The sequence below is a fragment of the Shewanella sp. SR1 genome (assembly GCF_020447145.1).
Lineage (GTDB): Bacteria > Pseudomonadota > Gammaproteobacteria > Enterobacterales > Shewanellaceae > Shewanella > Shewanella baltica.
The window spans coordinates 142,839-164,002 of sequence record NZ_JAJAEF010000001.1; the positions used below are offsets into that span (position 1 = coordinate 142,839).

Sequence of the window (21,164 nt, forward strand, 5' to 3'; positions counted from 1 at the left end):
AAAAAGCGACAATCAAACATATCAAAGGCATAAGTAAGTTAATCCCTGTAGCGCAGCTAATACCCAAAATAGGGTTTAGATGACTACAATGGTGACGAAAACACAATAACAGCATATAACTCACGCTTTACCCTAGGGCTATCGCGCGCCTAAAATGCGCTATGTTACTGTTTTAGTCATTGGCAACTCGATTTTTTACCGCATTTTTAGATTAAGGGTTAAATGGAATATGGAACAAATATTTGAAAAATTGATGTATGCATCTCGCTGGATTATGGCGCCGATTTACTTGGGACTAAGCCTAGTCCTAATCGGTTTAGGCATTAAATTCTTCCAAGAGATCTTCCATATTCTACCGATTATTTTTGAGATAACCGAAGTCGATCTGGTGCTGGTCACCCTATCGCTGATTGATATCACCCTAGTGGGTGGCCTTATCGTGATGGTGATGTTTTCTGGCTATGAAAACTTCGTGTCACAATTAGATGTGGGCGAAGACAGTGAGAAGCTCAGTTGGCTCGGTAAGTTAGATTCAGGCTCATTAAAAAACAAAGTCGCCGCTTCTATTGTGGCGATTTCATCTATACACCTGCTGAAAATCTTTATGGATGTGAAGAATATCGATAACGATAAAATCATGTGGTACCTATTAATCCACATCACCTTTGTGTTGTCAGCCTTTGCCATGGGCTATTTAGACAAAATAACCCGCACCGGCAAGTAGTAGAATCGCAAGCTGTAAATCTTTTGAAATCGTAAAAACAAAAAGCCACTGATGACAGTGGCTTTTTGCATTTATAGCATATGACTTAACGTCCAGATTAGCTCTTCGCTAGTTCAACCTGATGCACTTTCTCGGTTTGGTCCACTATGGTCAATACAGCAGCATCACCTACCACGTTACAAGAGGTCAGCACCATATCGATAATGCGATCTAATGCCGCAACGATGGCGAAAGCTTCAATCGGTAAACCCATTTGATGGATTAACACGCCTATCATTACCATGCCGCCGCCGGGCACACCGCCAGCACCGACAGAGAGCAGGAAGATGCTAAATAACAGCGAAGGCAATTGATCAGAGGTGATAGGCATGCCAAAGGCGTTAGCGACAAAGAAAATCGCGATAGTGATGTAAATCGCCACACCGCCCATGTTCATGGTCGCGCCGAGCGGCACACCAAAGCCTGCTACCGCACGATTCACGCCTAACTTTTCGGTTAAGGTACGCATAGTCACAGGAATCGTAGCATTCGAGCTTGCGGTCGACAGTGAAAACAGCACTTGCTCTTGGGTCTTCTCGCGGAAGGTTTTTGCCGAAATTGGGGTAAATATACCCACCGCCATAGGGTAAACCACAAAAATCCACAGCAGTAGCAGCGCGAGGATCAGCACCATGTACTCAACTACGCTCATAAACACGCCAGCATCTAAAGTCGCGCCGAGCTTGAACATCAAGGCAAACACACCGTAGGGCGCTAGGCTCATGACCACAGAAATCAGCTTCATCATGATTTTATTCGCGGTTTGAAAACCTTGCACTGCGCCAGCGACATGCTCACCGAGTGACTTGATCACGCCGCCAAGCATTAGGGCCATAAAGATCACTTGCAGCATATTGCCCGACATAAAGGCCGCGACAGGGTTACGTGGGACTATGTCGATCACCAGTGCCATCAAACTTGGCAGCTCAGTAGCAGTAATCGCCAGGCCGTCTGTGCTGCTCATATCGACACCTTTACCAGGGTCGAGTAACAGCACGACTAATAATGCCGTCGCGATCGCGACAAAGGTATTGATGATATAGAAACCGAAGGTCTTACCGCCTAAACGGCCAAAACTTTTGAGATCTTGCAGCTCACAGACACCACAAACAATACTCACAAACACTAATGGCACGACTAGCATCATGATCATATTGACGAACATAGTGCCAACGCCGCCGGCAAGCTCGACCAAATTGTCCGAGAAGAAACCGATATCGTTTAAGAAGTACTGCACTATTGTGCCGAAAATAAGACCCGCAAACAGACCTATAAAGATCCGCGTCGAAAGTGATTTAATCATGCTTGTGGTTTCCCCAGAAATGTAGTTTTTTTGTTATTCATCTTCCATGATGAGCACAATTGCCAATCCATTTTTGGCTTAGACAGGGGATAGTGAAACATGCTAGCCGTTAATTCAATGAATAAATTTCACTTTTTCATCTTAAATTAAGCTAACCGCATCACGGAAAATTAGTAATAAATTGATTTTAAATGATAAATAATAATTATGCTCAATCAATGAGCAGACTAAAGACTTATTTAAAACCGCATATTTAAACAGAATGAAAACCAATAAATCACAATGCAAACATATTAAAAACAATTAGAAAATCAACCTCAGTCTTAATGACTAAAATTCAACTTATAAAAGAATTTAAAACTAGATAATTACACTAATGCAGAGAGATGGAATGCGTGATGGCTAAATATATGGCACTAACACTAGTTCAAGGCCGTGAGCTAGCAGGTGTTGCTGTTTGATGCTAATACTGTGTTGAGTTAACCAAAAAGCTAATTTTTGCCAACGCTTTAAATCGGCATGCTGAAGATATTTGGTCTGTTTCGCTTGCTTGTCGAAATCATAGGTTGAATTAATTTGCCCAATAGCCAACAACTCGGCAGGTGCTGCCAGCGCAAGTTGCGGCACAAGGCAATGGGTCACCCCCATTAAGGTATGGGCGATTTGCAGCCCTGCGGGATCTAAGTCGGTAAAGGCGATAATCGGCAGCTCACCTGCCATCGTTTGCAAAAAATGCCGCACGCCAATCGGTGAATGATGACCGCTGCCACGATAAATGACCATGAGGTTTGTTAGATCCTCAGGTAAACGCGCTTGATGGATAACATCAAACACATCCAAGTTTTCAACCACTAAGATGGCTGCGACATGAAGTTCACGACAATGTTTTTGTGCTTCATCCAAAGGAATACGCAGCGAGGATAAAGCGGATATTGCAACAGGTGGCGATTGAAAGCCCAGAAACTTGAGTAACACATACTCGGCTTCGGGGCGGATCTTGGCGAGCTTCTCATTATGACTTTTGGCGGACATCGCCATGCGATCGACATTAAAATCCAGATCCCTGAGATCGAGTCCCATTAGCGCCAATACGCCTTGCCTTAACAGATCAAAATCTTTGAGCGCGAAGCACAAATGCTTTTCAGACTCGTCTAACTCGCCCACTTCTAACTCGCGGTAAATCGCGCGCCAGTTAGCCGTGAGCTTAACCTTGGGAGAACGCTTAATAAAAGCCTTCTCCAACAGCTGCAGTTGTTGCTGGCCTAGGCTAGCCATAACTCAACATCGCGAATGATAAAGTTACCGCTATAAATGGGATGCGGCTCACCCAAAGGCTCAAGCTCAAAGTAGGCTTTATGTTCATCGGGTAGGCCTTCGTAGCCGCCAATCACTTGATAAATCCAGCTCTCAGCTTCCCAAGGCAATGCCTTATCCACCAGATATTCCAGCGCGGATTGACGCAGGCCAGACTCAATAACATCGACAAAATACTCATCCACCGCCTGTTTAAGCGGATTATCCGGCACATCAAAATCTTCACTTTGGGTGAGTGACACGGACGCATCTCGCTCACGCACCGCTTCAATCACGGGATGACGACTAATAGCTTTAATGTGCGCGACTATGCCCATCAACTCCAGTTCTTGGCTGGCGTTGTGAACATCTACCGCAGCAGGTGCGAGCAAGATTTCAGCGCGATTGAATAGACTCGGAATTTCCTTGTGGGACACATGGTCCGCAGGACGATAATCCGGATGCAAGTCTGTGTAGAGTAACCAGCCCTTGAGCAAACGGGTACGGCCACGGATTTGCCTAAAGCGACCTAAGAGTTCGAGCAAACGCCCCTGCACTACGCTCAATTCCTGGGCGCAGTCGCTCATGGTTTCTTGCAAAGTCGTCACTAAGAGTTTTCGCAGCTCTCGGATATCGCCGGCGATTTCGCCAAGCTCACTAAACTGGAACATCTCTAAGCCATTAAGCAATTCAGAGACTTGGCTTTGGGCTAATTCATTTTCACGGATCTTTGCGTTGATCGTACCGACGTAGCCGAACTCGTTGTTGATCCGACCCCAGAGCACACGAATCGAATAACGCAGACTATCGGCGAAACTATAAACATGCTCGCTCAAATCCGACAAATAGGCTTCAGCAGCGCTGTAATCTGAGCTATGACGGGCTTCTTTGTAATGGTCGGCCAAGGTTTTAATGGTCGCGAGAGCCGAGCCGACGTTAGAGTCGATTTGGCGATTACGCTCGTCACTTAAACCTTCTTCGAGCAAGGCACGCACAGAACGCTTAAGGCGCAGCTCTTGATCTGGCTCTGGCCGCCACAAAATGCCGGCCTGTTTAAGCTTTTCGACCACGCTTGGATCGTGGGCATCCTCGTTTAAGGAACCCGCTAAATAGGCGTCCATAATGATGTCAGCATGGCGACCTAACTGCTTGAGCAGCTTAACCCCTGCCTGATGTAAGTTACTGCTCATCACGGCCTCCTTGGTCGCAGCTTTTACCTAGGTTTAATCGTGCCAACATTAGATTAAGTCCCGCTGAGTCGCCGTTTCCGCCTGCGCTTCTAGGCTTAGGCCTTCGGTTTCGTCGATAAACCGAATGACTTCATACAGATAATCCAGCTTGCCCGTGGCGATATAGATTTGCTTCTCCGCATTGGGGCGCACTAAATAGCCGAGTTCGACTAAGCGTTTGAAGACTAACTTGATTTGCGCATCGCTGTTGGTACTGGTCGAGCCAAATAAACGATATTGGCTGAGTTTGGCTAACTGCTCACGAAACGCTGGCGTGTCTTCGATGCGGCTTTGCAGCTCAGTTAAACGCACGGGCGCGCCTTCGCTCAGCGGCGCATCTTGGCCACTGGCTTCTTGCACTAATACCAGCCATTCCACCAGCGGGATCAATGCCTGACAGATATCTTTAAACTGCGATGAAATCACTTTGCGTTCGCTATCACCGAGCTGCAAATAACCACAGAAGAACACATCGCCTTCGGCGGCGGACGCCACGGTACGGTTGATCTGGTTTAAATAGGCTTCGACCCGCTCGCGGGTGCTGCTATTTTTAAGGGCGCGCCAGCCTTCTTCATTGGTGGTGCGGCAAATAAACTCGCCCTTAAGTAACAACTCAATCAAAGCGCCAGTGCCAACTAATACGGTTTGGGTTGCATCACTCATTAGATGGCCTCCTTCGACAAACGCTTGTTCAACATGTCTGCTATTGGGTTCACCTTTGGTTTTACCACCTGCAACTTCTTGGTTTGTTTGTTGATAATGTAACGATTGGCGAACAAGTTCAGCACCTCAGACTCTGGGTTCGGGAAGGCGCCCAGCACACAAATATTGTTGTTTTCGCAGGCGTCGAAAATCTTCTTCACGTTGGTATGGTGCAAAGTGCCCAGCTCATCAATTGGCCAGTGAATGGTCACATCGGCGCGGCCACGCAGCAAACGCGTGAATGCCAGCAGGAACTTACACAAAATCAGATACGCCATGCCGTGGCTTGAGGATTCGTTAAGCTGTCTGTCGGTGCGGATAATTAAGTCGCTGTTACCTTCTTTAAGGCGCAGCTCGATTTCCAGCAACTTAGCGATGCCCCCCGTTAACGCGGCGCGGCCGATAATGTCTAAGGCGCGGCGCATGCTGTTGGTGTAATCCTCATCGGGCAAGCCATTAAAGCCATCGGCTTTCCAATGTTTAAAGGCTTTGACGAACTGTTCAAGCTCTGGCCAGAACTCTAACTCGCTGATGCGCGAGCGAATACGTACCGCCGATTCAGACACACCTTCAAGGAATAACTCTTCGCCCACTTCGCGGGTAATACGCGCACTTTGGGAGGCGATGCGGCGGTCGATATCGGCTAATACATCATAGAAGGCAGTTAAGTCGACGCCGAAAATTCGTCCTTGCTCACGCAACGCAGTAATAGATTGCGGCACTATCACGTTCAACAATTGCTCAAGCTGTGGCACTAACTTGCGGTAATCCAGCAGACGAATACCTTTGTCGTTGATAAAGCTCGATTCTTCACGGGCACGCTCCCAGGTTTCGGCAAGGCCCGAACCTGACTTGCTGGCGATCACTGAGTCGAAATGCTCTACATATTGCTTCACTGAACCCATCAAATAATCGCGTTTCAGCAGCAAGTCTTCGCCTTGGCGCAGACGCTCGCCTAGGCTGCCTTGGGCTTCTTCGTTATTGGTCGGCAACTTAAGCTCGGCGAGTTTACGCATTACTGCACGTAACTTCGTTAAGTTTTCAGAGGCTTCCACCTGCGCCGCATCGGACGCTTTACGCTCGGTTTCGAGTTGCTGACGGCGAGTCTTCACATCTAAGGTTTTCGCCTTAAGCTGTTGATCGATTTCCGATACCGCGCGCTTCACATCTGCAAGCTGAGTTTGCAGTTTAGGTTTACGCATCAGCCAAGTGTGTTGATACCAATCATCGAAACGCAGTACGTCACTACGACGCTGCTCAGCGCGGCTAATTTTGGTTTCTAATTCGCGGATCTGTTGCTTGAGTTTGAGGATATTCTCCTCGTCCACACCGCGGGATTTAAGCTCGTTTTTGTACCAGGTCTCGCAGGCTTTCAGCTCGATTTTGGCGCTTTCACGGCGGCCTTCAATGGTCGCTTTAATTTGGCCGAGTTGATTGTCGAGCGCGCCGATCACTTCCTGCCAATAGGCTTGTTTTTCCATGCGCGCTTCGAGCGCTTGCTCTTTTTGCTCTTCGAGCCAGAGTTCGTGCTGATGTTTAAGCTGTTTCAGCTCGCCATCGAGTTGAGTCAATCTTTGTACCGCATGGGCTTTGCGATCGCTCAATGCTTTGTTGATTTTATCTTGCTCACTGCGCTTTTCATCGAATAGGCGACGCAGATCGTCACGGCTATTTTTATACGCTGTGCGGGCAAAAGTGAGTTCACGGCTGAGATTATCCAACTCGCCATTAATCGCCACTAGCTGAGATTCAGCCTCGGCCTGCATTTCTTGGGCGCTAGTGTGGGCTTCTTCGGCTTTACTTAACCGAATCCGCAGCTCTTGTTCGGAGGCGGCATATTCAGGCACATCGATCGCCTTAAGATCTAAATGCACGCCAAAGAAAGCTTCGCTCGACTCACTTACTAAACTGGGGTGTAAATCAGTGCGATGCAGTAGTTCAGGTGCGATCACTTTACCTAAACTTTGCTCCCAACCTTGGGCTTCCTTACGCAGGAACTCCAATAGGGTGTGGGATTGCGGGAACAGCATGTGGTGCAGTTCATCCAGCGCAGTTTGACGCTCGTTCACCCTTAGGGTGGCGATACGCAAGGCTTCGTTGGCTTGGTCGCGTTTGGCTCTAAGCTTGCGCTCATCACTGCTTAAGCGCTCAACCTTGGCATTGCAGCTTTCTTGTTCTTCATCGGCGCGGTGAATACGTTCGTCAAAAATCGCTAGGCTTAACTTTTCTTCTTCGGTGTAAGTCACGCCATCGACACGCAATTTAAGCTCGGCGGCAGTGAGTTTAAATTGGTATTCCTGCTCGCTAAAGCTGGCCTTGCCCGCATCCATTTGGTTGCGCCATTGCAGCTCTAAGGCGTCAATATCGGTGCGCGCCACTTCGCGTTGCTTATCGCGGGCTTCGCGCTGCTTGTCTTGGTCGGCATGCAAACCTTCTAGCTCGCGGTTTAACTGCTCGCCAATCTTACTGCGACGGGCATTGTAGGCCGCCTCGATATCTTGGTGCTTCTCGGTTTGCAGCTTGTGGCGTTCACTTAAGTTTTCAACATCGGTGCGCCAGTTTGGCAGCATCTCAAGATCGGCCTTAGCTTGCTCTATGTTGGCATCTAAAAAGGCGCTGTGCTGATCTTCAATGGCATCGAGTTCATACTCGCACTTTGCCACATCGCCCTTGGCTGCGGATAAATCGAGGTTGAGCTCATCGCGCTGCTCTTTCCATTCATCGTCGAGCAATCTGAGTTTTAAATTCAGCTCTTTAGATAAGGTTTGCTGAATATCTTGGCGATCGGCTTCTAAGGTTTCATCGTTACGATAACCACGGGACAAGCTTGATAAGCGCAGTTCGGCGCTGAGCAGTTGGTTAAATTCTTGCTCGAGTTTTTCAAACTCAGGGCGAATGACTTCAAACCCTTGGATAAGTTGGCTTTCACGGATCCACGCCTCAACGCGCTGTGGATTTAAGCGTGAGCTGGGCGGATTAACTCCGTCTTCCTCTAAAATGGCGGCGATCATGGATTTGACCGTCTCCATCTTGCCTTCTTTGGAGTGCACCGCTTTGGCGAGTTTTTCGATGTGGCGCAGGGAATGCTCGCCCTCACACAGGGCAAATTGGCGGGCATAGCCGCGCAGTTCGCTGCGGTTGCTGCCCGTGCTTAATAGGGTGCGATCGTTTTGGATAATGGCGCGATATTCGCGGGTGTTGAGCAAGTTAGTGGTGGCGATGCCGGCACGTTTTAAATCACGGCCTAATTCCGCCATGGTGTGGCACAGAATAGTGTCGCCATTTTGCGATTTAATATAATCGCTTAGCTCAAAACCTTTGGCGATAAAGCGATAGTTAACGCCCTTACCATCACCCGCCGATGCCAGCACGGCTTGGTACAGTAACCCATCGGCCTTTTGATATTCGTAAATGATGTAGCTTGAATCGTGTGGCAAATACCAACGCTCGAAACTGTCGCGGGTCGAAGGCACCACGCGGCTTGGGTATTCGCCATAAAAAACAGGTACTAGACGTTGTAATGTCGTCTTACCCGAGGCGTTAGTACCACAAATGTTGGTATGGCCATTGAGGGCGAGTTCCACAACGCCCGGAAGGTGCGTATCAATCAGCACAATACGAATCAAGCTTGCCATTTCATTCCTTATGCAAACGGGAGCGTCTTATCTAAGCTGCAGAAGCCTTCTACAGGACAAAGCAAAACAATCCAAGAGGGCCACAGACCTTAAAAAAGCACTGTAAAAAGTGATTTTAAAATCATGACCTAAAAATAGTGCCCCTAAAATAAGGCAATCGCGGTGTATTGGCAATTAAGCGGCGCTGCACTAATGCCACAGCTTACATCTCAGCCCAGAACTAAGCGGATCACTAAGCCCATTGCTCAGCAAAAAATAAACCCATAGCCAGACAAATGTTAAGCGGCTAATGATACGACAACTTAGCCAAAATAGGCGGCTAACAAAGCGGCAATTAGCGCAGTAAAAGGTAAATTTTAGCGGTTATCATCAAGGCGCAGGCGATCAGCGATCCGGCTATAGATCAGCATCATTTCCGCCAGCGATCCCACTTGCATGCCTTTCATCAAATTGGCGCGGTGGATCTCGACCGTGCGCATGGCAATACAGAGGCTATCGGCGATCTCTTGGTTCTTCAGCCCTTGGGCAATCAGGTTGAGTATTTCCCTCTCCCTTGGTGTGAGCGCTTGATACGTCTCAAGATACTGATTGTCTTGATGATGCGCCTTGGTATGTTCCAACGCTTTGAGTACCGCTTCGGCTAACTTAGCGCCATCGGCGGGCTTTTGGAAAAAATCCACCGCACCGAGTTTGAGCGCTTCTACTGCCATAGGCACATCGCCATGGCCGGTCAAATAAATCACAGCTAACGGACTATTTTTGGCGACTAATTCAAGATGCAACTGTGGGCCGCTCAAGCCCAGCATACGCACATCAACCAGCGCACAACCCGGCAGGGTTAAGTCTACGGCGGTAAAAAAGGCTTCGGCGCTATCAAAGTCGGTGATCTTGAGGCCATAGCTTTCGAGCATAAAACGCAAAGAACGACGCACTGAGTCATCGTCATCGATTAAATACACAGGTAACTCAAGACTCATTAAAGTGCTCCATTAGGTTCAGGTTTACGCGGTATAGCCACCTGCGCTTGGCAACCGCCACCCATAGCGCTTTCTAGGCTAAACGTCCCGCCATGGCTCTCGGCAATATCGCGGCAAATCACTAAGCCTAAACCTAATCCCTCTGATTTAGTGGAATAAAAGGCTTGCATCAGCAAGCTGGCAGCTTCGGTTAAACCCGTGCCATTATCTGTGACAGTCAGCAAAAGTGTGCGTTCTTGATAGCGAAGATCGATATCGATCGTCGGCGTGTATGGCTTTTGCGTGATGATCTGTTCTGTGCCACTGGGTTCAAGTTCCAGCCGCTGAACACAGGCATCGGCGGCGTTTTTCAGCAGGTTAAGCAGCAACTGCTGCATGCCGACTTCATCGAGGGACTGTAAATAGGGCTCGCCGCTCACATTCACGGCAAGATTGATTTGATGTTGTTCAAACTCATAGGCGAGCAGCGGCACAGTCTCATTGACCAGTTCATGCAAATACAAAGGTTGTTTCGATACAGGCCGTTTCTTCAACAGGTTGCGTAAACGGCTGATAATGCTGTCGGCTCGCGTGACTTCCTGCTGGATAAGCGTCAATACTGATTGCAGTTCCTCAGGGCTAGTCCCCCGCTGTAATCGCACTTCGGCGCCATGACAATAATGGCCAATCGCCGCCAAAGGTTGATTCAGTTCGTGGGAGAGACTCGCGCCAAGTTCGCCAGCAATCGCAATGCGCTGGGCATGTTCCAGTAGCGCGCGGTTTTCATTGAGCTGGCGCTGAGTGTTAATTAACTCCCGGCCGCGACGACTAAAGCGATACTCCAACCAGAAATGGTACGCATTGAGCAGCACCAGAATCGCCAGCACAAACCAAGCCCATTGTTGATGTAACTTGACCCACTGCCACGCCCTTTGCCACCAAGGTGTTTGCAAGGGATGCATGTCGAGATCTTTAAGTAACTGATCAATCGCCAGCTGACTCACGGCCGTGGTCCAACCCGCAGAATCGGCCGTCTTAGCGGCGAGGTGATCTTCGGGCAGCGCCAACAGCGCTTGAGTCACGCTTTTAGCTAAAGATTGCGAGGCGCGATTGGTCTTCGCCATAGACCAGTTGGGATAGAGACGAGTCGAGACTTGGCAATGAAATCCCACCGGCGTTTGGTTATCGAGCACCCGATAATGGCCGATATTAATCAGCCCTTCTGCCTGCATCTGCTCAAGCTGACACACAGGCACTACAGCCGCATCCAGTCGATTGTCTTTCGCCGCATCATTACTACTTTTTTGATCATCTAACTGATACAACAGATTATCTAGCGGGAATCCCAGCGGAATAATCTCACCCACAAAGCGAGGCAAATCTATGCCCTTTAGCTGCGCTTCGTACACTAAGGTCAAGTAACCGCCGAAGGCATTTTTCGACACTATCCCGAGCCGGCGTCCCTTGAGATCAGTTAAAGTCTGATAGGGTGAATCGGCGCGCACCACCAGCGCCGAACCCACTTGCATCGCCGCGCCATTATTTAACGGGCTGCGTAGGGTCGCCAACCAAGTGAGAGAATATTGCCGCGCCAGCAACACGGATTGCCCGGGGTTAGTGATCACAAAATCGAGCTCTTGGGTTTCAACGCCCTTGGCTAACTCATCGAGGGAGAGAGGATGTAACCTGAAGTAACTGTTGGGAATTTGGGTTTCGAGCCAACCCATTAACGGCTGCCAGCGGTTAATCGTCGCCTTATAACCGCGGATGGCTAACACGCCCACATCAACCACTTGATAACCGGGTTCTTCGGTAGCGACTGGCGCAACAACCTCAGCGTCCATTACATCCGAAGGCGCAGTTTGATTCTGCGGCTCTTCGGCGAACACATTTGCCGAAGCGAGCAAGCACGCTAACGCCACGGCTAGTGCCATCCTGAAAATCGTTCGAGGTGCCATCTTAGGCACTGTTCCTTGAATCGATAATGGCCGCTTGAGCGACATAGCTGAGCTAAACACTGTTTTCATCATCCTAAATAACGTGAAGTGCAATCCTTTATCCCCATTGACTCAAATTCAACTCAAGCTCAAATCCAGTTAAAAGTAGGTCCAATTCAAATTGGAAGCAGGCCAAACTTAAGTTTAAAAGCCGTAAAAAATAAAACCCTATCATTTTGAAGGCTATTCTAACGGATATTTGTTGCGCTAGATCAAACCCACGCCTGATATGTGGAAAACCACTATAGTTATGCCGCCTCGCCTTTTACAGAATGCCTGTAAACCTCGCCATAAACCTTAACTCTAGGTCTATGAGCCAGTTTATTCGCCATCTGCAAGAGTGAAGGAAATCTGTATGGACAAGAGTAAACGTCAGTTTCTCGGCAAAATGGCCAGCATCAGTGTTGGCGCCGCACTGATCCCTGTGGTGCAAGTGTATGCGCAGGATGATAAACGCGGCACTCAAGTGCACAGTGCCAGCGAAGGCCAAGTGGGTAAACGTTACGGCATGGTGATCGATCTACGTCGCTGCGTGGGCTGCCAAGCCTGCACCGTCGCTTGCACTATCGAGAATCAACCGCCCCTAGGGCAATTTCGCACCACAGTGCAGCAGTATGAAGTCTCGCAGCAGGAAGATACCACGCCGCCTGCGTTTTTAATGCTACCAAGACTTTGTAATCACTGCGAAAACCCGCCATGTATTCCCGTTTGTCCTACGGGCGCTACCTTCCAGCGCAAAGACGGCATAGTGGTCGTCAATAATGAATGGTGCGTTGGCTGTGGCTATTGCGTGCAAGCCTGTCCCTATGATGCCCGCTTTATCAACCACGACACTAATACCGCCGACAAATGTACCTTCTGCGCCCATAGGTTGGATGCGGGATTACTGCCCGCCTGCGTCGAAACCTGTGTGGGAGAAGCCCGTGTGATTGGCGATCTTAACGATCCCCACAGTCAGATAAGCCAACTGCTCGCCACCAATAAAACCGATATCAAGGTACTCAAACCGACGGCCAATACTTCACCGCGCGTGTTCTACATCGGCATGAGCAGCGCTTTTGAGCACAAGATTAGCGGCCAAGCCCCCGTAAGAACCTTACTTACCGATACTGGCGAGGAGATCCACCATGGTCATTAAAGAAATCTTTACCCCAGATATCGCCATTACTTGGCTACCTTGGGCGGTGCAATACTTTTTTATGATGGGTTTGGCCTATGCCAGTGTGTGGGTCGCGACAATACACTTGTTTAGTCACGCGAAACCCGATGACAGACTGCTGAAACTCTGCGCCTGTTTAATGCTGACCGCAGGCATAGTCGCGCCTATTGCCTTGCTCGCCGATTTACACCAACCGCTGCGGGCTTGGCATTTTTATGCGCAAGTTCGCCCTGAATCTTGGATGTGGTATGGCGCCTTTTTACTGCCGGTATTCTCGGGCACCAGCGCGCTATTTGCTTGGCTATTACTGCGTCAATATCTGCCTAAGCACACCGCGCATCAAGACTCAGATTGGCTGAATAAAATAGGCCAATTATTGAGATTCGGTGATTGGAACAGTGACAAATTCATCAAGCCGATCGCGATTATCACAGCCCTGAGTGCCTGCAGCATCGCCCTCTACACTGGCATGGAAACCATGGCTATTAAGGCGCGGCCACTGTGGCACACCTACTGGCTACCACCTTTGATGGCGATGAGCGCCCTACTCGCCGCCTGCGGCACTTTAGCGGTATTGAATCGATTATTAAAAGGCTACCAACAAACTACCCAAGACAAGCTATTACTCTGGGTAAGGGCCAGCTTTGGTCTGTTCGCCCTGTGCCTTATCGGCTGGGCATTATTCGATAAGGGCTCGGCCCCCGAAGCCGCGTTATTGCTTGAAACCAGCCCAAGCTGGCAACTTGCTGCAATTTGGGTGCTAGTCACGCTCGCCATGCTGGCACTGATGCTCGCCATTCGTCACTTACCCAATGTTGCAATGCTAATCGTCAGCCTCACGGCCATTCATCTCGCGTGGGGATTTCGCTGGATAGTGTTAATCCAAGCGCAAACCGATCCTAAATACGGCGCAGGGACTTACCTCTATCAACTGCCTTGGGGACCCGAAGGGCTATTAGGCATAGCCGGCACCTTCGGTCTTTGGCTGGCATTAATGGCGCTGGTCTCCGAACTTATTCGCCACACGCCTGCGGCAAAGCTTGCTCGCTGAGCACCCAATTAGTTTACAGAATGAAGGAGTCCATCATGGATAAGAGTAAACGTCGTTTTATCAAAGGGGCCGCTGTCACGGGTGGTGTGGGATTATTTGCCGCGGGTTATAGCCATACGTTAGCGCAAATGGGCAAAGGTGTCGTCAATGGCACCTCGGGGAAATCGACCCAAGATCCGCTGCATGGCAATTCCTTAACACCTGAATATAAAGTCGATTTACAGTCAGGTCAGCTGATCAGCAATGACGATCAGCGCGTCGCCAATACTATGTGCTTAGGTTGCTGGACCAAATGCGGCGTGCGCGCTCGTATCGATCAAAAAACCGATAAGATCATCCGCATCAGCGGCAACCCTTATCACCCGTTGTCATCGCGCGAACATATCGATTTCGATACGCCAATCAAAACCGCATTTGTCGGGCTAAGCGCCTTTCAAGAACAAGGTCTACAGGGGCGTTCCACCGCCTGCGCTCGTGGTAATGCCATGTTAGAACAATTGGATAGCCCGCATCGCGTTACCCAATGTCTTAAGCGCGTGGGTAAGCGCGGCAACGGCCAATGGCAGAGCATTAGCTTTGAGCAGTTGCTGAATGAAGTCGTCGAAGGCGGTGATTTATTTGGCGAAGGCCAAGTTGAAGGCTTAAGGGCGATTCGAGATATCGCCACGCCGCTCGATGCCAATAATCCAGAATACGGCCCTAAGGCTAATCAGTTGCTGGTCTCGAACGCCTCCGATGAAGGCCGCGATGCCATTATCAAACGTTTTACCTTCAACAGCTTTGGCACGCGTAACTTTGCCAACCACGGTGCTTATTGCGGGTTTACCTACCGCGCTGGTGCAGGCGCGTTATTGGATGATTTAAAAAAATACGCCCACTTAAAACCCGATTGGGACCATAGCGAATTTTTACTCTTTATCGGCACCTCGCCGCAGCAATCGGGCAATCCTTTTAAACGCCAAGCGAGACAATTGGCAAACGCGCGGGTGAATAACAGCAATTTCAGTTATGTGGTGGTGTCGCCCATGCTGCCCAATACCTCGAATCAACCTTGTGCGGGCAACAACACTTGGCTGCCGATCCGCCCCGCCACCGACTCGGCCCTCGCCATGGGCATGTTGCGCTGGATTATCGATAACCAGCGCTATGCCGGCGAGTTTTTGAGTGCGCCGAATGTCGATGCCGCAAAAGCATCAGGTTACCGTGGCTTTAGTAATGCAGGCTTCTTGATAATCAGCGAGCCCACCCATCCAAGATATGGCCAGTATCTTTTTGCCAGCGATCTTGGCTTGCCCTTCGAAGGCAAAGTCTATGGCGAGCAGGACTCGCAGTTGGTTGTCGATGCAACGAGTGGCGAGGTAGTTTTGGCTACCCAAAGCCAGAAAGCCAAGCTCGAAGTAGACCAAAGCGTCGACACACCTAAGGGAGTGATTGCGGTTAAATCCAGCTTCCAACTGTTAAGCGAAGCGGCGCACAGCTTCGAAATGGCACACTATGCCAAGGAGTGCGATATCAGCGAGGCGCAGATTATTGCCCTCGCGGATAAATTTACCAGCCATGGCACTAAGGCCGCAGTAATCTCCCACGGCGGCACAATGAGCGCCAATGGTTTCTATAGCGCGTGGGCGATCATGATGCTCAACGCCATGATAGGTAACATCAATTTAAAAGGCGGTGCATTAGCCTCCGGCGGTTCCTTCCCCGCCTTTGGTAAAGGCCCAAGGTATAATCTGCAGGATTTTGACGGCATGGTCGAACCTAAGGGCGTATTCCTATCGCGCTCTAAATTCCCCTACGAGAAAACCTCAGAGTATCGCCGTAAAGTCGAAGCGTGCGAATCGCCTTATCCCGCTAAAGAGCCTTGGTTTCCGATTTCATCTCCCTTATTGGGCGAACATTTAACCGCGGCGGTACACGGCTACCCTTATACACTCAAAGCCTGGATTAACCACATGGGTAATCCGATTTATGGTCAAGCGGGTTTAGGGGAAGCTATTGGTGAACAACTGAAAGATCCTAAGGTGCTACCGCTGTTTATCAGCATCGACAGCTTTATTAACGAAACCTCGGCGCTGTCGGACTACATCGTGCCCGATACCTTAACGTACGAGTCTTGGGGCTGGACCTCAGCATGGCAAGGCACACTAACCAAAGTTGCCACAGGCCGTTGGCCGATTGTCGAGCCAAGGGTCGCTAAGATGGCCAGTGGTGATGTGGTGTGCATGGAGTCTTTCTTGAGCCAAGTGGCGATGAAGTTGCAACTACCCGGCTTTGGCGAAAATGCCGTTAAGGCCGCCGATGGCAGCTTACACCCGTTAACGCGCGCAGCGGATTACTCACTTTACGGCGCCGCCAACGTGGCCTATTTAGGTAAAGCCGTCGCCGATATCAACGCCGAGGACATGTATCTTAGCGGTGTAAGCCGCATTCAAAGTGAGCTCAACGCTAGACTCAAGCCAGATGAAGTCAAAAAAGTCAGTTACTTATTTGCTCGCGGCGGCCGTTTTGAAGAAATGCGCGGTGCACGCGATGACGCGGGGAATCCGAGTAAAGTCTGGCCTAAACCTATGATGCTGTGGAATCCCGACGTCGGCAGTCGCCGCAACAGCCTAACAGGGGAATTTATGAGTGGTTGTCCGCGCTTATATCAACCCGCCTTGGCCGATGGCACGCCGCTCGATAAGGCGTTTGATAAATCACAGTGGCCATTACTGATCAGCAGCTACAAGTCCCATACCATGAGCTCTATGAGTATTGGCTCGGATCGTTTACGCCAAGTACACCCCAATAATCCGGTGCGACTGAACGAGAAGACCGCCACTCGCCTTAGCATCAATACAGGCGACACAGTAAAAATCAGCACGCCTAACGGCAGCGTGATCGCTTTAGTGGAATGTGTTGCCGGAGTGCACCCAGACTGCATCGCTATCGAACACGGTTATGGCCATAAAGAACTCGGCGCGCGTGACACTGTGATTGACGAGATTAAAATCGTCGCCAATCCGCGGATCCGAGTCGGGATCAACATGAACGACTTAAATCTGTTCGATCCCAGTCGTCACGGCCGCTATCCGCTGGTAGACTGGGCAAGTGGAGCCTCGGCAAGACAAGGCCTACCCGCTAAGATTGAAAAACTAAGCTAACCGCCGAACATAGATAACACTTAAGAAGCTGCCCTTTGGCAGCTTTTTCTATGGCATTCATTCAACCTAGATTACTCGAATAGCATGCTAAAATTCGTTATCCGCTCTGCCGCTACGTCTGGTCGGGCTAAAACCAAAGCCTAGTCGAGCTAAAACCAAAAAAAGTGATCTTCTTTTGCTCAATTTAGGTATATAGATCCCGATCACGTGTTTATTAGAAATAAACCACACATTAAAATCACAGCTATATTTATCTGTGTATCCAGCTCGTTATATCGAGCTTTCAATAAAGACCAGCGGTTTTTGAGTCAGTTAAGCTCATCAGGAGTATCTCAGTGTTCAATTCTTCATTACGTAAAAGCCTAGAAGTGAGCGAAAACAAGCGCCAAGAAGCGGAGTCGGTCATCGACGCCATTAAGCAAAGTATTGCCACGGTAGAATTTACGCCTGAAGGAAAAGTGCTCGATGCGAATGCCTTGTTTTTAAAAGTAGTCGGTTATTCACTTAATGAAGTTGTTGGCCAACACCATAAGCTGTTTTGCTCAGCGACCTATGCTAATTCTCCTGCATACCAACAATTTTGGAGTAATTTAAAAGCCGGTCATCCACAGGAGGGACATTTCGCGCGAGTGAATAAAAATGGCCAAGAAATCTGGCTAAGAGCGACTTACTTTCCTGTAAAACAGGCGGGCAAAGTCGTGAAGATAATGAAAACGGCTTCTGAAATTACCCAATATAAGCAACAGCTTGACGATCAATCCGCCATCTTCGATGCCCTAAATCGCTCCCAAGCCATTATTGAATTTACCCCAGATGGCACTATCCTGAAGGCAAATGCCAACTTTTTAAAAACAATGGGATACAGCAAAGAACAGATCTTGGGTAAGCATCATAGAATTTTCTGTTTCGATGAATTTTATCGACAAAATCCTCACTTTTGGGACGAGCTTAAGCAAGGTCGCTATAGCAAAGGGCTATTTGAGCGCAAAAATGCCTATGGCGACTCAATTTGGCTGGAGGCGGCTTACAATCCCATTATGGATGAGCATGGAAAGGTCGTTAAAGTTGTTAAGTTCGCCAGTGATATCAGCAAGCGGATCGAGCAAAGCCACGCTGTGCGTGAAGCCGCAAATATTGCGCTCACCACATCGCAACGCACCGTTGAGCAAGCGGAACAAGGCGTTAAGTTGCTTAATGCGACCTTCAATACCTCCAATGCCATTGCTGAGCAAACCCATAAAACGACTCAGGCGATTACTCAATTGAATGAGCAATCCCAAAGTATTCAAGCCATAGTCGCGACGATTAGCTCGATTGCCGATCAAACCAATTTGCTAGCATTAAATGCCGCGATTGAGGCCGCGCGTGCAGGTGAACAAGGCCGAGGTTTTGCGGTTGTCGCCGATGAAGTGAGGCAGCTCGCTTCCAGAACCAGTAAATCAACCAGTGAAATTGCCGCCGTAGTCACTAAAAATACCCAGCTCACCACAAGTGCAACAGACATGATGAACGAAGTTGAAGGTATCGCACAGGAAGGGAAACAACAGTTAGCTGAGGTAACTTTGGTGATGGGAGAAATACGCAACGGGGCAGAAAACGTCTCACAAATCGTCTCTCAACTTTCAATCAACGGTCATTAATCCCCTGCATTTCATCGCGCAAGGATTGCATGGCGTTTTATCTAAAAGACAAAAACGCCATGTGACTGTTCCGTCAATCAATAATCAGTTTTACTACCTTCATAGGTGGCGCACATTTGCTGCGCCAGCGCCTCGTCATAAGGACGTAATCCACTCATGACTAAGGTTTTGATACCTGTGCCGACTAAAGTATCGCCACTGTGTAATTCAAAGTGCAGTGTCACATCGCCACGTTTACCATCGATTTTTAAATCTTGGTCAACGAGTGATAAGGTCACTTGCACAAAATCGAGGGTGGTTAAGTCAAACGACATGCTTTCGTAAATCACTAAAGGTCGGTCTGGGTTGATCATCACTTGATGTTGTTTCATCAAAGGGATCAGGATATCGATAAAATTATGCCCAGAGAAAGCAACATATTGACGAATAAAGGATTCTGTCTGCGCATCGCAACAACTTACATCGCCTTGACGGCTCACATTAAGATAGGTTTTTTCGCGGCCATCGCGAATTGAAAAACTCTCGCTCACTTGTTCCGGAAATTGCAGTTCGACACTCGCGCCCACCATACCCGCAAAGCTAAATTTCATGCTCTGACTCAGGCCATATTGAGTCAATACTATGGCAAACAGTAAATCTCCCGGCACGCAAAAGCGTTTTGCGCCCACATTGTGTATGGGATTAAAGTCCTGCGCAATTTTCTTCGCGAAGTCGCTGGCTTGTTGTGCTGAAACGGAAATGGCTTGATTTTGCTCGGAAAAATAAGGCGCTAGAAACATATAAACTCTATTTGTAATAACTCAATACAGGGATGGATAACAAAATTATCACGAGTCTACCTTAAATTAGGTATTTAACTCACCCGATGACTTGATCCCACGGAAGATGTACAAAGTAACACCATGCCCACATTTGTAAAGCCAAACAAATTACAAGGGTATTAACTTAGGTTAACAGGCTAGCGCCTTCCATTGGACAAGGAACAAATAGTTAGACTTGTTTAAATTCACGCTTCAATTGAAAACTATCGTCAGTGACCAGCTGTTCTAGCACTTCGACACGCTGACGCAAGGTAGCTAACTCGGCCCGCAAGGCTTGATTTTCGGCCTCTTGCTCACGGCTCGACACACCTTGCTTGTCGCGGATTTTCATAATCGCCACCACATATCCGCCAACAATGGCGAGTATCGGGATAAGTAAAGCGAGGGCTCCGGTATTCATAGTCATTTCCTTTATCTATTGGCGTTATCGTTATCAGGCTAAAAACTCAGGCTTATTTCGACTCTAGACATCAATCAAAGTCAGAGTATGGGAATGAGTATGCGCAAAATAATCCTAATCCACCAGTGACAAAAGTCATGAGGTTTGGCTAAGGGTGCATCATTCCTTATCGAAGCTATCCACCACAATGGCGCCCATAGAGGCTGGCATAGTGATGACGATGATCCGTTTGATCGAGGTCAGCGGATCTTCAAAAAAAGGCACTTTATCGAGGCACAGCAGGACGAGGAAAACCACCAGCGCGGTGAGCAAATACGCCACCACGATGCGGAAAATAAACACAGGGACTCGGGCACTAATATTTTGCTGGAACACACTGTGATAAGTAAAAACCCCTAGAAATAACAACGATAAACTAAAGAGCATGGCGAGATTGAGCACAGGCAAGGTTTCGCCGAGATGCCAGGCTTCCTCTGAAAACGCCACGGGCACCGCCAGCGCAAATGCCCCCACGCAAACTTGGCTCGCATCTTCGGTATTAAAACTAAAGGTCATGCTCATCGCTCCTTAATATTCCAATCCATTTGATTAGCCGAAAATGACGTGCGACTAAAGACGCTCTACATAAGGGCTTATTGCTGCGGTATTAAGTGCGATACAGCACTTTAACCACATGCCAGCCAAATTTAGTTTTAACTATGTGCGGCACTAATAACTCGCCCGAAAATGCCACTTTATCAAACTGTGGCACCATTTGGCCTTTTTTAAACTCGCCTAAATCACCGCCTTTTTTGGCCGAAGGGCAAGAGGAAAAACGCTTGGCGAGTACCGCAAAATTAGCGCCATTATTCAGCTGCTTAACGATATCCTCAGCCTGCTCTTTGTGTTTCACTAAAATATGCACGGCGGCAGCGGTTTTAAACATGTTATTTCTCACTTTGGGTTAACGACCTAGGCTAAGGGAAGATGGCGTCACGCCTGTACTCTCGATAACGCCACGTCCATTTGCATAGGTTCTACTACTTAAGATTTTATATTCAACGTACAAATGCGTGAGTGATTGGTCGATTAT

At 48.7% G+C, this 21,164-nt stretch carries 16 protein-coding genes; 5 read left to right on the forward strand and 11 right to left on the reverse strand.

Annotation, left to right across the window (positions count from 1 at the left end; translation table 11 throughout):
* The first annotated feature begins 229 nt into the window (after positions 1–229).
* Positions 230–724 (forward strand): TIGR00645 family protein, encoded by a 495-nt coding sequence (locus KV201_RS00660; protein WP_107403650.1) that lies wholly within the window; start codon positions 230–232, stop codon positions 722–724.
* A 97-nt stretch (positions 725–821) separates the two neighbouring features.
* On the opposite strand, the gene KV201_RS00665 is transcribed toward KV201_RS00660, so the two are convergent.
* From KV201_RS00665 to KV201_RS00695, 7 genes are all read right to left on the reverse strand, one after another.
* Positions 822–2,066, reverse strand: a complete 1,245-nt coding sequence (locus KV201_RS00665) for a dicarboxylate/amino acid:cation symporter (RefSeq protein ID WP_006084179.1) — start codon at positions 2,064–2,066, stop codon at positions 822–824.
* A 402-nt stretch (positions 2,067–2,468) separates the two neighbouring features.
* The gene (locus KV201_RS00670; RefSeq protein ID WP_226058235.1) at positions 2,469–3,341 is read right to left on the reverse strand and encodes a hypothetical protein; all 873 of its coding nucleotides are present in this window, start codon (positions 3,339–3,341) and stop codon (positions 2,469–2,471) included.
* On the reverse strand, positions 3,329–4,549 hold the full coding sequence (locus tag KV201_RS00675; RefSeq protein WP_011845750.1) for a hypothetical protein: 1,221 nt from the start codon (positions 4,547–4,549) through the stop codon (positions 3,329–3,331). Before KV201_RS00675 ends, KV201_RS00670 begins: the two co-directional genes overlap by 13 nt.
* A 48-nt stretch (positions 4,550–4,597) precedes the next feature.
* Entirely contained in the window at positions 4,598–5,251 is a 654-nt protein-coding gene (locus tag KV201_RS00680; RefSeq protein ID WP_006080105.1) for a hypothetical protein, read from the reverse strand.
* The gene (locus KV201_RS00685) at positions 5,251–8,925 is read right to left on the reverse strand and encodes an ATP-binding protein (RefSeq protein ID WP_226058236.1); all 3,675 of its coding nucleotides are present in this window, start codon (positions 8,923–8,925) and stop codon (positions 5,251–5,253) included. The genes KV201_RS00680 and KV201_RS00685 overlap by 1 nt, the downstream gene beginning before the upstream one ends.
* Positions 8,926–9,281: 356 nt before the next feature.
* Positions 9,282–9,902 carry a response regulator transcription factor gene (locus KV201_RS00690; RefSeq protein WP_226058237.1) on the reverse strand — a complete coding sequence of 207 codons (621 nt, stop codon included), beginning with the start codon at positions 9,900–9,902 and terminating at the stop codon, positions 9,282–9,284.
* The gene (locus tag KV201_RS00695; RefSeq protein WP_226058238.1) at positions 9,902–11,839 is read right to left on the reverse strand and encodes a PhnD/SsuA/transferrin family substrate-binding protein; all 1,938 of its coding nucleotides are present in this window, start codon (positions 11,837–11,839) and stop codon (positions 9,902–9,904) included. The genes KV201_RS00690 and KV201_RS00695 overlap by 1 nt, the downstream gene beginning before the upstream one ends.
* A gap of 394 nt (positions 11,840–12,233) precedes the next feature.
* On the opposite strand from KV201_RS00695, the gene dsrO reads away from it, so the two are divergent.
* From dsrO to KV201_RS22585, 4 genes are all read left to right on the forward strand, one after another.
* On the forward strand, positions 12,234–13,016 hold the full coding sequence (dsrO, locus tag KV201_RS00700) for a sulfate reduction electron transfer complex DsrMKJOP subunit DsrO (RefSeq protein ID WP_226058239.1): 783 nt from the start codon (positions 12,234–12,236) through the stop codon (positions 13,014–13,016).
* Entirely contained in the window at positions 13,006–14,088 is a 1,083-nt protein-coding gene (gene nrfD, locus KV201_RS00705) for an NrfD/PsrC family molybdoenzyme membrane anchor subunit (RefSeq protein ID WP_226058240.1), read from the forward strand. Before dsrO ends, nrfD begins: the two co-directional genes overlap by 11 nt.
* 35 nt (positions 14,089–14,123) lie before the next feature.
* Positions 14,124–17,231 (forward strand): tetrathionate reductase subunit A, encoded by a 3,108-nt coding sequence (locus KV201_RS00710; RefSeq protein WP_226058241.1) that lies wholly within the window; start codon positions 14,124–14,126, stop codon positions 17,229–17,231.
* 335 nt (positions 17,232–17,566) lie between these two features.
* Entirely contained in the window at positions 17,567–18,871 is a 1,305-nt protein-coding gene (locus KV201_RS22585) for a methyl-accepting chemotaxis protein (protein ID WP_226058242.1), read from the forward strand.
* A 77-nt stretch (positions 18,872–18,948) separates the two neighbouring features.
* Here the strand turns inward: KV201_RS22585 and KV201_RS00720 are convergent, their stop codons facing one another.
* From KV201_RS00720 to KV201_RS00735, 4 genes are all read right to left on the reverse strand, one after another.
* Complete coding sequence (locus KV201_RS00720) at positions 18,949–19,650, reverse strand: DUF3581 domain-containing protein (protein ID WP_006084189.1); 702 nt, start codon at positions 19,648–19,650, stop codon at positions 18,949–18,951.
* 211 nt (positions 19,651–19,861) lie between these two features.
* Positions 19,862–20,092, reverse strand: coding sequence for a hypothetical protein (locus KV201_RS00725; protein WP_006080092.1), 231 nt, complete (start codon positions 20,090–20,092; stop codon positions 19,862–19,864).
* Between the two features lie 159 nt (positions 20,093–20,251).
* Complete coding sequence (locus tag KV201_RS00730) at positions 20,252–20,647, reverse strand: DUF2391 family protein (RefSeq protein ID WP_006080091.1); 396 nt, start codon at positions 20,645–20,647, stop codon at positions 20,252–20,254.
* Positions 20,648–20,738: 91 nt separating this feature from the next.
* Positions 20,739–21,017 carry a peptidylprolyl isomerase gene (locus KV201_RS00735; RefSeq protein ID WP_006084190.1) on the reverse strand — a complete coding sequence of 93 codons (279 nt, stop codon included), beginning with the start codon at positions 21,015–21,017 and terminating at the stop codon, positions 20,739–20,741.
* Positions 21,018–21,164: the final 147 nt, after the last annotated feature.

Coding starts and splice junctions, on each gene's coding strand:
- KV201_RS00660 (WP_107403650.1), top strand. CDS start 230: ATGGAACAAATATTTGAAAAATTGATGTATGCATCTCGCTGGATTATG.
- KV201_RS00665 (WP_006084179.1), bottom strand. CDS start 2,066: ATGATTAAATCACTTTCGACGCGGATCTTTATAGGTCTGTTTGCGGGT.
- KV201_RS00670 (WP_226058235.1), bottom strand. CDS start 3,341: ATGGCTAGCCTAGGCCAGCAACAACTGCAGCTGTTGGAGAAGGCTTTT.
- KV201_RS00675 (WP_011845750.1), bottom strand. CDS start 4,549: ATGAGCAGTAACTTACATCAGGCAGGGGTTAAGCTGCTCAAGCAGTTA.
- KV201_RS00680 (WP_006080105.1), bottom strand. CDS start 5,251: ATGAGTGATGCAACCCAAACCGTATTAGTTGGCACTGGCGCTTTGATT.
- KV201_RS00685 (WP_226058236.1), bottom strand. CDS start 8,925: ATGGCAAGCTTGATTCGTATTGTGCTGATTGATACGCACCTTCCGGGC.
- KV201_RS00690 (WP_226058237.1), bottom strand. CDS start 9,902: ATGAGTCTTGAGTTACCTGTGTATTTAATCGATGACGATGACTCAGTG.
- KV201_RS00695 (WP_226058238.1), bottom strand. CDS start 11,839: ATGGCACCTCGAACGATTTTCAGGATGGCACTAGCCGTGGCGTTAGCG.
- dsrO (WP_226058239.1), top strand. CDS start 12,234: ATGGACAAGAGTAAACGTCAGTTTCTCGGCAAAATGGCCAGCATCAGT.
- nrfD (WP_226058240.1), top strand. CDS start 13,006: ATGGTCATTAAAGAAATCTTTACCCCAGATATCGCCATTACTTGGCTA.
- KV201_RS00710 (WP_226058241.1), top strand. CDS start 14,124: ATGGATAAGAGTAAACGTCGTTTTATCAAAGGGGCCGCTGTCACGGGT.
- KV201_RS00720 (WP_006084189.1), bottom strand. CDS start 19,650: ATGTTTCTAGCGCCTTATTTTTCCGAGCAAAATCAAGCCATTTCCGTT.
- KV201_RS00725 (WP_006080092.1), bottom strand. CDS start 20,092: ATGAATACCGGAGCCCTCGCTTTACTTATCCCGATACTCGCCATTGTT.
- KV201_RS00730 (WP_006080091.1), bottom strand. CDS start 20,647: ATGACCTTTAGTTTTAATACCGAAGATGCGAGCCAAGTTTGCGTGGGG.
- KV201_RS00735 (WP_006084190.1), bottom strand. CDS start 21,017: ATGTTTAAAACCGCTGCCGCCGTGCATATTTTAGTGAAACACAAAGAG.